Annotated in this window: 15 protein-coding genes; 9 read left to right on the forward strand and 6 right to left on the reverse strand. The window is 37.2% G+C overall.

Annotated elements, in window-relative coordinates; translation table 11 throughout:
- Window positions 1-19: 19 nt before the first annotated feature.
- Window positions 20-820 (reverse strand): immunoglobulin-like domain-containing protein, encoded by an 801-nt coding sequence (locus tag NST02_RS04465; protein WP_340948175.1) that lies wholly within the window; start codon window positions 818-820, stop codon window positions 20-22.
- 932 nt (window positions 821-1,752) lie between these two features.
- Between NST02_RS04465 and NST02_RS04470 the strand changes: the two genes are divergently transcribed.
- The 4 genes from NST02_RS04470 to NST02_RS04485 all read left to right on the forward strand — a co-directional run bounded on the left by NST02_RS04470 (window position 1,753) and on the right by NST02_RS04485 (window position 4,379).
- Complete coding sequence (locus NST02_RS04470; protein WP_137744485.1) at window positions 1,753-2,070, forward strand: PadR family transcriptional regulator; 318 nt, start codon at window positions 1,753-1,755, stop codon at window positions 2,068-2,070.
- A complete protein-coding gene (locus tag NST02_RS04475; protein ID WP_095310541.1) occupies window positions 2,057-2,623 on the forward strand; it encodes a DUF2812 domain-containing protein in 567 nt (188 codons plus the stop codon). The genes NST02_RS04470 and NST02_RS04475 overlap by 14 nt, the downstream gene beginning before the upstream one ends.
- A 102-nt stretch (window positions 2,624-2,725) precedes the next feature.
- Window positions 2,726-3,652: a helix-turn-helix domain-containing protein gene (locus NST02_RS04480; protein WP_095310539.1), complete on the forward strand. Its 927-nt coding sequence runs from the start codon at window positions 2,726-2,728 to the stop codon at window positions 3,650-3,652.
- Between the two features lie 505 nt (window positions 3,653-4,157).
- Entirely contained in the window at window positions 4,158-4,379 is a 222-nt protein-coding gene (locus NST02_RS04485) for a heavy-metal-associated domain-containing protein (protein WP_095310537.1), read from the forward strand.
- Window positions 4,380-4,451: 72 nt separating this feature from the next.
- On the opposite strand, the gene NST02_RS04490 is transcribed toward NST02_RS04485, so the two are convergent.
- Window positions 4,452-4,856: a MarR family winged helix-turn-helix transcriptional regulator gene (locus tag NST02_RS04490; RefSeq protein ID WP_340948179.1), complete on the reverse strand. Its 405-nt coding sequence runs from the start codon at window positions 4,854-4,856 to the stop codon at window positions 4,452-4,454.
- 356 nt (window positions 4,857-5,212) lie between these two features.
- Here NST02_RS04490 and NST02_RS04495 point away from each other — a divergent pair, with 356 nt between their 5' ends.
- From NST02_RS04495 to NST02_RS04515, 5 genes are all read left to right on the forward strand, one after another.
- A complete protein-coding gene (locus tag NST02_RS04495; RefSeq protein WP_340948182.1) occupies window positions 5,213-5,674 on the forward strand; it encodes a flavodoxin in 462 nt (153 codons plus the stop codon).
- The gene (locus tag NST02_RS04500) at window positions 5,671-7,581 is read left to right on the forward strand and encodes a heavy metal translocating P-type ATPase (protein WP_340948184.1); all 1,911 of its coding nucleotides are present in this window, start codon (window positions 5,671-5,673) and stop codon (window positions 7,579-7,581) included. The genes NST02_RS04495 and NST02_RS04500 overlap by 4 nt, the downstream gene beginning before the upstream one ends.
- Before the next feature lie 62 nt (window positions 7,582-7,643).
- On the forward strand, window positions 7,644-8,336 hold the full coding sequence (locus NST02_RS04505; protein ID WP_340948185.1) for a Crp/Fnr family transcriptional regulator: 693 nt from the start codon (window positions 7,644-7,646) through the stop codon (window positions 8,334-8,336).
- 832 nt (window positions 8,337-9,168) lie between these two features.
- Window positions 9,169-9,759 (forward strand): YdhK family protein, encoded by a 591-nt coding sequence (locus NST02_RS04510; protein ID WP_137744482.1) that lies wholly within the window; start codon window positions 9,169-9,171, stop codon window positions 9,757-9,759.
- A gap of 123 nt (window positions 9,760-9,882) precedes the next feature.
- Window positions 9,883-10,080, forward strand: a complete 198-nt coding sequence (locus tag NST02_RS04515; protein ID WP_137744481.1) for a hypothetical protein — start codon at window positions 9,883-9,885, stop codon at window positions 10,078-10,080.
- Window positions 10,081-10,362: 282 nt separating this feature from the next.
- Here NST02_RS04515 and NST02_RS04520 read toward each other — a convergent pair whose 3' ends face one another.
- From NST02_RS04520 to NST02_RS04535, 4 genes are all read right to left on the reverse strand, one after another.
- Window positions 10,363-11,040 (reverse strand): response regulator transcription factor, encoded by a 678-nt coding sequence (locus NST02_RS04520; protein ID WP_137744480.1) that lies wholly within the window; start codon window positions 11,038-11,040, stop codon window positions 10,363-10,365.
- A complete protein-coding gene (locus tag NST02_RS04525; RefSeq protein ID WP_445678150.1) occupies window positions 11,037-12,419 on the reverse strand; it encodes an ATP-binding protein in 1,383 nt (460 codons plus the stop codon). The genes NST02_RS04520 and NST02_RS04525 overlap by 4 nt, the downstream gene beginning before the upstream one ends.
- Before the next feature lie 109 nt (window positions 12,420-12,528).
- Complete coding sequence (locus tag NST02_RS04530; protein ID WP_095310519.1) at window positions 12,529-12,969, reverse strand: GNAT family N-acetyltransferase; 441 nt, start codon at window positions 12,967-12,969, stop codon at window positions 12,529-12,531.
- Window positions 12,970-13,493: 524 nt separating this feature from the next.
- A complete protein-coding gene (locus tag NST02_RS04535) occupies window positions 13,494-14,228 on the reverse strand; it encodes an amino acid ABC transporter ATP-binding protein (protein WP_095310517.1) in 735 nt (244 codons plus the stop codon).
- Between the last annotated feature and the right edge of the window lie 194 nt (window positions 14,229-14,422).

The following is a 14,422-nucleotide window of genomic DNA, read 5'->3' on the forward strand; positions in this document are numbered from 1 at the left end:
GCTATTTAAAGAGTTCCGTTCACTCGACTGTAAAGAGTGCGGAAATTTTATCTTGCTCTGTTAGTTTTTCAATAATACGATAGGTTCCTTTTTCAAATCGACATTCGGTGTACTCAGGATAATGAAAATCATCCATTTGCACTGAAATTAATTGCCCACTCTCCATTTTATCAGCTTTATACGGCTTCCAATTTTCACCGTCCCATTTTTCAAAGGTTCTGCCAGTTCTAAATCCTAATGGGATGGTTCCTAATTCCACTAATGTTATCGTCATTGTATCTCCTGCGCTATACGTAGTTTTATTTAATTCAATTCTTGCATTTAGTTCATTGTAAGGAACAAAAAGACGATGGTATTCTTGTTTGCGCACTTCATGATCTTTGTTTAGGGCAATCTGTTCAATATAATAAACGACATTTTCCTCGTCAGGAATTTGTATGGTAAAGAGAGGGTCATCCCGATGCACAGTTTCCTCTAAAATGGTTTCAAATATATTCTCCGTATTGTTGAACTTTAGAAATCTCACTTCATATTTGCCACCACGGGACAAAGTATTTGGATTTATTTCAAACTTTTCCCCAGGGCGATAGAGGCTGTGAGATGTTTGCTGAAAGGATTCGGGATCACGGTCGGCAAAAAAGGCAGAGTCTAATAAAGCTAAGTACGATTTACTTGAATGACGGATAGCTGTGTTCATTTTGGCACGATCCATTTCTTTTAATTGCTGCGGAATATCATTAAAAACGGCCGCGTGGTTATCCTTTACAACTTCCTCCGTACCGTTCTTGACGGTTTCATTAGACGTACATCCTGTTAACAACCATAACGATAAGCATAGAGTGATGGTTTTTTCAATGGTATCACCTCCTTTACTTAATTAGTCGTTAAACTCAGAGAATGCGTTACCATTATTTTGAAAGTAGTAAATCAATGGGGAATTTAAACAAATTAATAAAATAAGTCAGCATGCAATTGAGGTTTATTGTTGAGAAGATCCTTTAGTCGAAGTGCTTTTAAAAAAGAAGCGATCTAAATCCGCATATGCTATGTATTAAACCTTGTAAGTGATGTTTTTCATAATAATTATTACAAACTCCATATTATAGACACAGAAATTCAAAGAAATTTCCATATCTTGAATACATGATAGTAATGGAACTATGCTATTTTTAAACTATTAATTGAAATAAATACTTATTTTTATAATGAAAATCAAAACTCTTCGATTAATTTCTCATTAAACAAGTAAGAATTTATTTTAATTGTAAAATAGTGCAGAACAATGGAAAAATTTAAAAGTGTTTAGGGCAGAGCTGTAAGTTTAAGAAATCTAGTTAACCACTCCCAAGCAAAGGTCTATGTTTTTTTAAAATTGATCCAAAATAATCCTCAAAGATACTGAATTATCCAAAAATTAAACGTAACAATGAACTGCTTGTAAAATGAATATTTAATCTGAATGAACAAAGAAAAAATAGCTTTATCTTTTCCTATAAAATTCTTATGGATAAAAACTTAGTTTATGTTTGAGAACAATATTCGTCATCTCTGCTTGTTCAATGAAACGGTCAATTAATGAATAAGATTATAAAAAAAGTCGATTTCTTTTACTTAGGAAATCGACTTTTTTCGTTTTAAATTTTTTCAAGTTGCTTCGATGAGTTTTAAAAATGGTGTTGACTATTCAGTTGAACTGTACTATATTATTGTTCAGTTCAACTATATAGTTCAACTGAATATAGGGGTGGGAATATGAAACATCATTTATTGCCGTTGTCCGAAACGATGCATTATATTTTATTAGCTTTACGTGAGCCGCTTCACGGGTATGCCGTTATGCAGAAAATAGAGGAATTAAGTAATGGCACTGTTATTTTAGCCGCTGGTACATTATATGGTGCGATTGAAAATTTGAGTAAACATGGTTGGATTGAACCTGTTGGAAATTCAGGCAGGAGAAAAATTTATATGATCACCGCAGAAGGAAGAACGATTTTGAAATTAGAACAAGAAAGGCTAGAGCATATTTTATCCTTGTATGAAGGAAGTGAATCAAATGAAGATGTTTAAGGTGTTTTTTGATATTGAAAAGGAAGAACTATGGTTAAACGAGCAGTTGCAAAAAGGTTATCGTTGTACAAATATAAGTAGTTTAGGAATATATACATTCAAAAAAACTGACAAGAGATATGTGATGCGACTGGATTATCAAAAGTATTTACCAAAGAAAAAGTTTCAAGAGTATAAAGGGATATATGAAGACTTCGGCTGGAATTATATTACGCATAGCTTGTTTGGCAGGATTCGCTACTGGCAAAAAGAAGACGACGGTCAAAATGAAATCTTCTCGGATCGCCAATCAAACAGCCATTATTATAAAAGATTGATGGGTTATTCATTTTGGCTATGTATGCTTATGCTAGCTGTTGCTATTCCCTACATGAATTTTTCGGAATTATATCATTCAGGTCTTTGGAGTATGCAAGGTGATTTGTTTTGGAAGGCTTTCATCTTTGAAACTCCATTTGCTTTATTGAAGCTGTCTCCCTTCTTTTTCAGTATTTTCTTTGGGATTAGTTTTTATAAAGCTAATCGAAGGTACTCAATGTTAAAAGAAAAATAACAATAGGAGTTTAAGTATGAAAAGGTTGATATTACATCGACCTTTTTTTAGTGATTTTTAGGATACAGCAATTACTTTGTCGCAAGATATATCAAAAAACGGATGAAAAACTTTGATATCTTACATTTAAAGGAGGTGCTTTCGTTGTATAACCATGAAATTATGATTAAGAATATTATTTTGTATGTGGAAGAAAATCTACATGAACCACTTGATTTGGAGAATATTGCAGCACAATCAAATTTTTCAAAGTATCACTTCCACCGAATATTCCAATCCACGATTGGCATGACGATAACTGAATATATTCGGATAAGAAGATTGGCTAATGCCTCTTCTGCCTTGATTTACACAAGTGAGCGTATACTTGATATCGCTTTATATTATCAGTTTGAATCACAAGAATCATTCACAAGAGCATTTAAAGAGATTTATAAGTTACCACCAGGCAAGTATCGAAGAATCATGCGAGACATGATTAAAATTAAGGAGGAAACAAACATGGATACAAAGGTGAAAGGTTGGTTTTTAAGTGGATCAAATCCATTTCATTACGAAATGGGGATTGACCATGAAGTTGTTCATCAGGGGAAAGCATCAGGATATTTAAAATCAAAAACAGTGTCGGATTCGACTGAATTCGCAACCATGATGCAAGCGTTTAAGGCTAATCAGTTTGTTGGAAAGCGCATTAAACTCTCTTGTTTCATCCGTACGCAAGAGGTAGATACGTACGCTGGGATGTGGATGCGAGTAGACGATACAATGGAAGATGTACTTCAATTTGATAATATGAGTAATCGCCCCATTAAAGGAACCACAAACTGGAACCATTACTCAATCATTTTAGATGTTCCAACTCAAAGTGCTGTTATTTCGTTTGGTATCATTCTGTCTGGACAAGGAACTGTATGGGCAGATCAATTCACTTTTGAAGAAGTGGATGAAAGTATTCCAACAACTAATTTAGAGGTACATGGTGAACTGCTGGACGAGCCAGTTAATTTATCGTTTGACGAAGAAATATGAATTAAAGAAGGAGCATAGAATGAATAATTCTGGTAAAAAAGCTGCAGGAGTAGTATTAAGTATTATAGTTATAATTGCAATCATGGCTGTAAAATTTGCAGGAATTAACACGCTTGTTCATTACTTAAAGTTTTGATGAAAGTATTGTTCAACTTTACGGCAATAGGCGTAATTCTTGAACAAGAAGCAACAGAGTTACACATATTGTCATGTGCAAAATATATACTCTTTTCACCATATTACTTTGTTAATTTAGAGAATTCAGATGGATATGATGAAAGTAAAATATCAAATCCTTATGAAAAAGTTAAACGATGGTTGCTAATATTTACTGATAGGCATTTTCGGTTTAAAAATTTCAGTGAATTGATTCACAGATGCTTGTCTTTTTCTAAAGGAAGCTCAGTGCGCGTAATCTTCTTAAATCCCATTCTTGATCCTCCTCAATTTATTCATTTTCAAATTCCCTTACAATCAAGATATAACGATTGAGGAGGTAAACAAAATGGAAAAAATAATTTTCCAATTAGAGCCACTAACTTGTCCATCCTGTATTAAGAAAATCGAAACGGTTCTTCAGAGAACGGCAGGTGTAGAATCTGCCAAAGTGATGTTTAATTCAAGCAAGGTAAAAGTGGAGTTGAATGAGGCTGAAGTGAGGGTCGAAAAACTAAAAGAAACATTGGAAAAGCTAGGGTATTCTGTTTTATCTATGAAAGTTTCATAATTATCATGGAAGCTTCTGCGGAAATGCAGAGGCTTCTTTTTAATCGTTTTTGCTCCAATTTCAAACACTCAATTAATCCGGTACATTCTGTTTTACTTGCAGAAATCCTATCCTTGCGATTTCCTCTAAATGAATTTCAGATAAACGCTGCAAAATTTCTTCGCCTTCTACAGTCAATTTAATTAGAACACTGCGTCCATCATCCGGATTACTTATTCTTGTGACAAGACCGAGCTGTGAACAGCGATCAATCAACCCTACACAGGCATTATGTGAAATGAACAGTCGCTCGGCAAGTTCACGTGGTGTCGCTGTGTCTCGTCCGGGGAACCCTTTAATAGCCAGTAAAAGCTGGTGTTGCTTAGGAGTGACCCCCACTTTCCGTGCTTCAGAATCACTAAAATGAAGGAATTTCTTTAATTGATATCTAAATTCAGCTAGTGATTCGTACGTTTCTTTCGTTAATTCATGTGTCATAGAAATCCACCTTTAATCTTGATAAATATATCTTAACACGATATAATTTAAATACAATAAATATATCGTATTAGGATATAAAGTGAGGGATTGAAATGGAATTTTTAAAATTCTTGGCTCCAACCACGATATCTGGCATCGTATTTTTTGTCGTCTCTATTGTCGGGATTTTTATTTTGAACAAAAAGGTTTACAAATTTAATGATTAAAGAAAGAAAGGCTTTTGCTATTTGTGCAGGAGCTTTTTTTTGGGGCCAATTTTTTGATGAAATTGATGAGGATCAATTCAATTGCAAATGAATGTGACTATGATTAACTCGTAATGATAGTGAAGTCTTTAAGTAGGAAGTGAGACTGTGAATACGATTATTATTTTTTCTAGTATGACTGGGACTACAGAGCAGATGGCTTATGCTTTAGCGGAACAATTAGAAAAGATTGGTGAACAAGTAGTTGTGAAAGGTGCCTTCGATGCTTTTGCTGAGGAGTTGCCAGCATATGAACGAATTTTGCTCGGTTGTCCAACATGGGGGGACGGAGACTTATCTGATGAATTCATCGATTTTTACGAAGAAATGTTACAGATGAATTTAACAGGAAAAAAAGCTGCTGCCTTTGGTCCAGGGGATTCATCTTATAAACATTTTGCCAGAGCTGTTGATATTTTGGAAGATGGGTTAAGAGCTTGCGGATGTGACATCATCACAAACGGCTTAAAAGTGGATAGCAGAAGCAGCGATGAGCAGGAAATACAAACTGAATGTACGTGGTTTGTTGAGCAATTGATGATAGAAAAAATGGGGTGCGCGAGGCGATGAATAAAAATAAAAATTACCTGACCAGTATCTCATTTGTTTTAATCATAAGTGGTTTGTTCGCTAGCGGTTTTGATATTGAGGGAATGAAGAAAATGGCCTTTATTTTGGCTACCTTTGTTGCCGGTATCCCTATTGCTACGAAAGCCTATCACTCTGTTAAAATGAGAGCTTTTAGTATTGAATTATTAGTCACCATTGCTGTGATTGGTGCTATTTTTATTCAAGAATATTTCGAGGCAGCGGTTGTCACGTTTTTATTCTTATTTGGGGATTTTTTGGAAGCACGTACATTGGCAAAAACGCGTTCAGCATTAAAAGAATTGGTGGACATGGCTCCCCAGGAGGCGATTGTGGTTCGGAATGGATCACAAAAGATAGTCTCAGTTGAGGACGTTGAAGTCGGAGAGCGAGTAGTGATTCAATCAGGTGCAAAGATTCCCGTAGATGGAAGGATTGTATCAGGGTACGCTTTTATAAATGAGGCTGCTATTACTGGTGAAGCAATTCCAGCATGGAAACATGAAAAGGATCATGTATTTAGTGGAACGATTGTAGACAATGGTTTTATTGAGATCATCGCTGAAAAAGTAGGAGATGATACGACTTTTTCGAGAATTATTGAATTAGTCGAAGAGGCGCAAGAATCAAAAACGAAAACGGAAAAGTTTCTTAATACGTTTTCCCATTACTATACACCGGCAGTAGTTGGTTTAGCTACCCTCGTATTTGTTATAACCAGAGATCTTCATCTTGCGATTACATTTCTTGTCATCGCTTGCCCTGGAGCATTAGTAATTGGTGCTCCTGTATCTAATGTTGCAGGGATTGGAAATGGGGCCATGCATGGTGTCTTGGTCAAAGGTGGAGAAGTAATGGAAAAGCTCTCGAAAGTGGATACATTGATGTTTGATAAAACAGGGACATTAACAAAAGGAAGACCAGAGGTTACCGATATCCGCCTTTTTCAGGAGTTCGAAGAAAATGAATTACTACGATTAGTTGCACAAGCTGAAGGGATCTCAGAGCATCATTTAGGGCAAGCCATTATCAAGGAAGCGAAGGCTCGACATTTACCTATAACGAAAGCACCTGAAGAAGGGGAAGTAGTGAAAGGACATGGGATTCGTGCCAAGGTAGATGGTCGAAGGCTTGTGATTGGCAATCGCAAATTAATGAAAAATGAAAAAGTGGAACTTCCAAATGAACTTTCTCAATATGCAGAAGAACGTGAGATAGGTGGGAATACTGCGGTCTTTGTAGCAGTAGAGGATCAGATGATCGCGGTCATATCGATTGCCGATCAAATTCGTGAGGATGCGGCAAAGGCTTTGAACGAAATGAGAAAAAATGGGGTCGAAAATATCATTATGTTGACTGGAGATAACTGCTATACGGCTGAATTAGTGGCTACTCAATTGGGAATTGACAAATTCTATGCAGAGTTACTGCCGGAGCAAAAAGTGGAGTATGTAAAAATGTTCAAACAGCAGGAACGTATCGTTGCTATGGCGGGAGATGGGATTAACGATGCACCGGCGATTGCTTCAGCAGATGTTGGTTTAGCTATGGGGCAGAGTGGCACAGATATTTCAATGGAAACAGCGGATGTCGTCTTAATGGGCGACAAGCTAATGCAATTTTCTCACGCCTACGCTTTGTCGAAGGCAACGATTCGTAATATGAAGCAAAATACCTTTTTGGCTGTAGCAACCGTATTTATCCTACTCATAGGAGTACTGATCGACTCTATTCATTTAGCATCCGGAATGTTTATCCACGAGGCAAGTGTGTTGCTTGTGATTTTGAATGGAATGAGACTTATTGGGTTTAATCAAAAATCTAAAAAGCTTGGAACAAAGGCACAAACTGCATTTAGAAAACAGTGGGGAAGTTCACTTCTTAAATGAGGGAACTAAAATAAAATTAAAACGTTAAGCAATGTGTTATTCCAAATAGGGGTTGATTCATAGTGGAACTAGAAGAAAAAATATTCATTCATCAAGCATGTGTTTCAAGGGTTCCCATTTTTAGTGGGTTAGGGGAGGCACATTTAAAGGAAATTATGGGAACAGTAAAAGCTGTTTCTTATAAGAATAAAGAGATCATTCATCATGCAGGGGATGTTTCAGACTCCCTTTACATTGTGAAGGAAGGGAAAATAAAGATTTACAGACTTTCAGAATCTGGAAAGGAGCAATTAATTCGGATCTTATATCCAGGTGACTTCACTGATGTGCAACCTTTGTTCAAGGATTCGTTTCATCATTCATTTGCGGAAGCGATGGAAGATACTGTAGTGTGTGTCATCCAAAAAACGAGCTTGCAGGAACTTTTAATAAAATACCCTGTGATTTCATTCAAAATGTTAGCAGAGCTTTCGAATAGATTGGATATGTTGGAGAGGCAGACGATGAGGTTTACGACAGAGAAGGTAGAGACGAGGCTCGCCCTTTACTTAGTTGAAAGTCTCAAGCAAGAAAAAGATGGCAATGAATTTGATTTACCGATGAGTAAAAAGGATTTAGCTTCCTATCTTGGAACAACCCCAGAAACGATTAGTCGTAAGTTAACAGAATTTGTAGAAGCAGGCTATATTGAACAGAAAGGGAATAAAAGAATCAAAATTTTAGATTTAGAACAACTGTTCGTTGTTAGCCAATAGCAATTTTAGCACCCATTAAATGAAATCTCCGTCTGAAAATTCGATCGGATATATTGAGTTTCCAGACGGAGTTTTTAAATGCGAGTTTAGGGTATACCTACTCCTGTAATGACCATAGAGGCATTAAATAGATAGCGACCGCATTACTATCTTTTATAGTAGAAGTGAAGAAAGTCGGTCTGTGGAATTTAGATCCGGACGATTATTTAACCAATTTAAGTTATACACCATCAAAGGATAAAATAGCTGTTTCGGCCCATAATATAGCTTATAGAACAAGTAGGGAGAACGTGATGATGAAGGCTCTCTTGCTAGCCGAAATTTTTTTGTCGCTTTTATTCATTTTTTTACTGCAAAACTTACCGTAACAAGACCAGTAACTGAAGACAATAATATTTTGAACTTATATGTATTAATAAAGATTTCAAATTGATTGATTGAATGGATTCCATATGTAAAATAAGAAATTTGGGAATCTATCGTTTTGATGAATTTACAATAAAAAAGAGTACTGCAATGAGTACTCTTTTTGGCTATATGTAAAACTCCGAGTTGAAAACTCGGAGGAAACAATAAGATTATGGCTTACCAACCCAAAATTTATTGTTAAATCTAGTATACGAACCTTGTCGAATTTTGTCGATGATGAATGATTGGAAGTATAGGATGATCCTACCAATGTATTTTAAATTTGGAGATACTCTTGCTTGAGAGAAACCGTCACAAAATGCTCAAAAAATTCGACTGGGGATCTCCATCATTTCTGCATACTTTCTTGTTAAAGTATGCATTGTGATAAAACTCACTATGATTTACTAAGGAGGAATTACAAATGTTTAAAAAATTAAATGGAAAATGGACTATCTTTTTATTAGCGGCTTTCATTTTTATCTTAGGAGCATGTTCCAATGGAGGTGATGACGAAGCTGTAGAAGGGGATGATGAAACTGCTCCTACAGAACAATCGACAGGTGGAGATCACAGTCATATGGAGATGTCCGGAACAGGGGAAGTGCCTGAAGGTTTGGTTGATGAAGAAAATCCAACCTATGAAGTTGGCAGCAAAGTGATCATTGAAGCGGATCATATGGAGGGAATGATGGGAGCCGAAGCAACTGTTTCCGGAGCTTACCACACAACTGTCTATGCCATTTCGTATACACCAACTACTGGTGGGGAAAGAGTAGAAAATCATAAATGGGTCATTCACGAGGAACTTGTTAATCCGGGTGATGCACCTTTGGCTCCAGGGACAGAGGTAAAAACCGATGCTGTCCACATGGCAGGTATGGAGGACGCAACAGCAACCATTGATTCAGCTGAAGAAACGACTGTCTACATGGTAGATTTCACAACTCCAAGTGGAGAAGAAGTCAAGTTTCATAAATGGGTAACTGAAGACGAATTGTCTCCTGCTGAATAAAATAAGTCGAATGTTCTTCACTCAGTAATTTTTTTCTCTAAATCCCTTTATTGCGATGTGGTTAAAGTCGAGTTATTTAAAGTGAATTGAGTGGGAATTTACCTTGAGAAAGGGAGGACAAGGTTGTTATCGGTTGAATCGAGAGTCTATAAGACCGGAAAAGAAGAGTGTAAAGAGTGGTCAATCGAGCAGCTATTAGAACGCATGAAAATCCCAGCACGACAAACGATTATCTGTCTCCTTTTAGAGGCAGATTTTATCGTTTGTGCACCACTCTTGGAATGTGTTATGTCAGGAGCAAGCAATAAGCTTTTAGTTTGAATTTTACAACCGACGATAAGTCAATCGGAGCCCCGTAGGTTCTTATATCGAAAGAAAGGCCTTGATCGTTTGTACTGTGATGAGTACGAAGGAAAGCAGCTGTGGATCATGATCGCAGAAACGATATTCGAAGATGCAATACGATTTTTTTAGGTGAAATGACCATATAGTCGTAAATCCAGAGATTTGTCCTTAGGAATGAATCTTATTCACATAAGATTAAGCTCAATTCTTAATTTGTTTGAAGTTTACAACGTCTAAAGTATGGCCAATCCCTTTTACCTAACTTTTACTGGCCCATTTATAGCCGACACCCCAGACGGTTTGCAAGTAATCATCTGGGGGGAAACCGGCCTTTCGAAGCTTGTCCCGTAAATTCCTCACATGTGAGTCGACGGTACGATCTTCCGTTGCCACCTCAAAGCCCCAAATCGTCATAATTAAATGCTCTCTTGAAAAGACTTTATTTTGGTTGCTTAGGAATAAACTCATCATTGCAAATTCTTTAGGGGTTAGCGGAATATTTTTACCATTGTACTGAACTTGGTAGGAGTCGTTGTCTAAGATGATGCCTTTAAAATATAGCTTGCTTGATATCCCTTTTTTTCTTCTTAAAACAGCTTCGATTCTTGCTGTGAGTTCATCTTCATCAAAGGGCTTTGAGATATAATCGTCTGCTCCACCTTTTAATCCTTTGACAATATCTGATTTTTCACTCATAGCAGTAAGCATAATGATCGGAATGTCCCAATGCCTTCGAATCTCTTTGCAGGCTTCCCAACCGTCCATTTCAGGCATCATCACATCTAATAAGATAAGGTCAGCGTGTTCAGACTCTAAAAAGGCGATCGCGTCTTTTGCTGATTCCTTTTTCACACATTTATAGCCAAGTGGAGTTAAATATAAAGACAGTAAATCAAGCATCATTGCCTCATCGTCAATTAATAAAATCGTCTTCATTTGCTGACCTCCTTAAACGTTAATTGAAACTTTGTGCCTACGCCTTCTTTACTTGTAACAGAGATTTCCGCATCGTGGGCATGGACAAGTTCATGGACAATGGCCAGTCCAAGCCCTGTTCCTCCAAGAGATCTCGTTCTAGATTTATCGACCCGATAAAAGCGGTTAAAAATATAAGGAAGATCTTTTTCAGGAATGCCTTTTCCATTATCGGTGATGGCTATAAGGATCGAATCTTTTTCCTTCCAAGCGTTTAAAGTAATGTCCGATTCTGTATCTGAGTATTTGACGGCATTATCCAAAAGATTAAATAAAATGAGTTCGAGTTTGATGGGATCTGCCATTAAATAGAGTTGTGTCTGGCACTGATACATGTAGTGAATTTTTTTCTCTGTAAGCGCGGGTGTCAGTTTTTGCGAAACTTTTTCTAATAATGGCTGTAGATCTAGGCGCTCTTTTTGGATCACAAAGGAATTTTGGTCCATTTTTGCTAAGTTAAACAATTCTTTTACAAGGTTTGAGAGACGATTTGTTTCGTCAGATATAATGGTTAAATATTTCTGCTGCTCTTCTTCATTCAAGTTTCTTTTTCTAACAATATCGGTATAGCCCTTTATATAGGTAAGGGGTGTCCGCAACTCATGTGAAATGCTGGAGAGAAACTCACTCCGCTGTTGCTTTAAGTAATTTAGTTCCGCGGCAAGTGCTTCGATCGAGCGTGCCAAATCGCCTAACTCATCCTTAGAGGTTTTCGGAAAGGAGACAGAGAAGTTTCCTTTGCTAATTTGATAGGTTGCTTCTTTCATCGTGAGTAAAGGTTTCGTAATTCCTTTAGAGAGAAAGACAATAATGATAACGGTGAAAATGATCGATAATACGCCGGCAAGAAAAAAGTGTTCGTTTAAACTTTTCATCATTAAATGAACCGATTCCGTGTTTTCAAACATATAGACATAGCCCATTAAATGATTATGGATATAAATAGGGCTGACTGTAGCAATATATCTTTCTCTCTTCCAATCATCTTCAATGACTTGCCCTTCCCTAGGAATTTTCTGCCCAGGAGCCGGAAGATATTTTTCAAAGTTGTCTATCGGATCAGAGAAGCGAATTACAGTGCCTTTTTCATCGGTAATGACGACATCTGTTGAGGACTCTGATTCCATCAGAATCACATGGTCGATAATGTCTTCAGCGAAGTGATTTTCAAGAACGGCCCGATGGGAATTTCCTCTTGCTTGCAGTGCCATTACCTCCTCTTCCGCCTTTGTGTCGGCTATTCCCATATGTAAAAAGAAGAGCATCGAAGTAATTAGAGAAAAGATAATAATGAAAAAAAGAATGCCTAATTTAATCGATAAATTTTTCAATCCTATCACCTAAGTTGATAATGGACAAAACGTTTGCATGCTTTTCCATCACGAAATTTGATTAGATCAATAGTGTACTGAGAAATTGTGGAGAAACAGTGCAGTTTTCCTCTACCTTTTATAAATTGAGCTCGTAATGATAAAATTGGACATCTTTTATGTAGCCATGTTTTTCATATAAGCGTTGAGCCGTGTCATTATCTGGTGCAGTGCTTAAGCTGATGCTTTTTGCCTTGGTTTCGCTGGCAAACTCTTTTACCTTTTGTAGAAGCAGTTCTCCAACGCCTTTTTTTCTAGCATTTTTTGTCACATATAGATCATTTAAAATCCATGCCCTCGCCATTGAAATGGAAGAGAAAGTGGGGTAAAGCTGGGTAAAACCGATGTAATTACCATCATTTTTCACTATAAAAATGATCGATTCTTTCTTTGAAAGCCGTTCCTTAATGTAACTTTTTGCCCCCTCGAGATCTGATGGTTGTTGGTAGAACTGTCGATATTGATCAAACAGGGTGGCTACCCCATTTATATCTGCGATAGTTGCTTGGTAAATTTCCAACTAAAAGTCCTCCTTTTTGTTATTTAGAATGAGTGTTTATTTTCCAAAGTGCTTGTTCTGCAGTTTGATGTGTTTTTCTAATCCTCTTTTAGATCTACAATCTTTGTTGTCATTTGAACAGTATCTTTTTTTAGCCTTGCGATTCCCTTAAAAACACTAAAAATGAAAAAGTAACTTATGTATTTTGATGAAGTGGTTCAGATAATAAAGGTTATTCCTTATCAATTGTCTGTGGCAGAGCTGTAAAGAAAATATACACATATAGGACCTGCCTGCAAAACGCAGATATTATACGTTAAGATGGATCTAAGAAAATCGCTTTTTCAATCATATGAAGAACACCTCATATATTGCATTTCAATGATTTTAACATAAGTTTCCTCAGTTTTGGGGAAATAAAATCGAGTATGTTTATTCCATACTCGATAAGTGGGAAGGCAGCGGGCTATTTACTTGTTGGAGCATTGCGGCTGATTTGTTCAGAGTGGAGACAAGAGACATAACTCGGAGTTCTATCGCTGTTTTTATTGTATCATTCGCAAAAATTGCCGTGTTCGCACTTGCTGAGGATTTGAAAATAAAGTGGCAGGAGCGCCTTTTTCAACAACGATTCCGTCTTCCATGAAAATGACTTCATCGGCCACTTCTTTGGCGAAGCGCATTTCGTGGGTGACAACCATCATTGTCATTCCCTCTTTTGCTAAGTCCTTCATGACTTTTAGCACTTCTCCGACTAATTCAGGGTCGAGGGCGGAAGTTGGTTCGTCAAAGAGCATGACATTAGGTTCCATTGCTAACGCTCTGGCGATGCCTACCCGCTGCTGCTGTCCTCCGGAAAGCTGATAAGGGTAGACATCCATTTTGTCGCCAAGGCCGACCTTGTTTAGGAGAGATGCTGCTTTGGTCCGTGCAGCCTTCTTCGTTTCTTTTTTGACAGTTAATGGCCCTTCCATAACATTTTCGAGAGCCGTCTTATGGGGGAAGAGATTATAGCCCTGAAAAACCATCCCGGTTTGCCTTCTGAATGCAGCGATATGCTTGTTTGCGACGCGGCCAGAAAAATCTAAAGTTTGTTCCCCGATTGAGACGACTCCTGAAGTGGGGACCTCTAATATATTCAAGCACCTTAATAGCGTCGTTTTTCCAGAACCGGAAGGGCCAATTACGACGACAACACGCCCTTTCTCGACATGAAGATTAATGCCTTTAAGGACCTCTAATTCTCCGAAATTTTTCGTCAAGCCATTGATGGAAATCATTTTTATCCTCTCCCTTATTTTGCTGTATTGTCAAAACTTTTATAAGCAATAGGTTATAAATGACCTAGTTAGAGGGCTTTGTAAGCAAAAAAATTGCCACCCCCTGAATTTTAAGGTTGGATGAGGTTACCACACGACACCAAAATCCCTAAAATAGGAAGTGACAAGTTGTACCCTCAACTTATAAACTATCT

The sequence above is a fragment of the Robertmurraya sp. FSL W8-0741 genome (assembly GCF_038004005.1).
Taxonomy (GTDB): Bacteria; Bacillota; Bacilli; order Bacillales; family Cytobacillaceae; genus Robertmurraya; species Robertmurraya siralis.

Bases quoted from the DNA above. Each gene is read 5' to 3' on its own strand.
- NST02_RS04520 (WP_137744480.1), bottom strand. From the start codon at position 11,040: ATGAAGACGATTTTATTAATTGACGATGAGGCAATGATGCTTGATTTA.
- NST02_RS04470 (WP_137744485.1), top strand. From the start codon at position 1,753: ATGAAACATCATTTATTGCCGTTGTCCGAAACGATGCATTATATTTTA.
- NST02_RS04490 (WP_340948179.1), bottom strand. From the start codon at position 4,856: ATGACACATGAATTAACGAAAGAAACGTACGAATCACTAGCTGAATTT.
- NST02_RS04500 (WP_340948184.1), top strand. From the start codon at position 5,671: ATGAATAAAAATAAAAATTACCTGACCAGTATCTCATTTGTTTTAATC.
- NST02_RS04480 (WP_095310539.1), top strand. From the start codon at position 2,726: ATGAAAAACTTTGATATCTTACATTTAAAGGAGGTGCTTTCGTTGTAT.
- NST02_RS04485 (WP_095310537.1), top strand. From the start codon at position 4,158: ATGGAAAAAATAATTTTCCAATTAGAGCCACTAACTTGTCCATCCTGT.
- NST02_RS04535 (WP_095310517.1), bottom strand. From the start codon at position 14,228: ATGATTTCCATCAATGGCTTGACGAAAAATTTCGGAGAATTAGAGGTC.
- NST02_RS04475 (WP_095310541.1), top strand. From the start codon at position 2,057: ATGAAGATGTTTAAGGTGTTTTTTGATATTGAAAAGGAAGAACTATGG.
- NST02_RS04510 (WP_137744482.1), top strand. From the start codon at position 9,169: ATGTTTAAAAAATTAAATGGAAAATGGACTATCTTTTTATTAGCGGCT.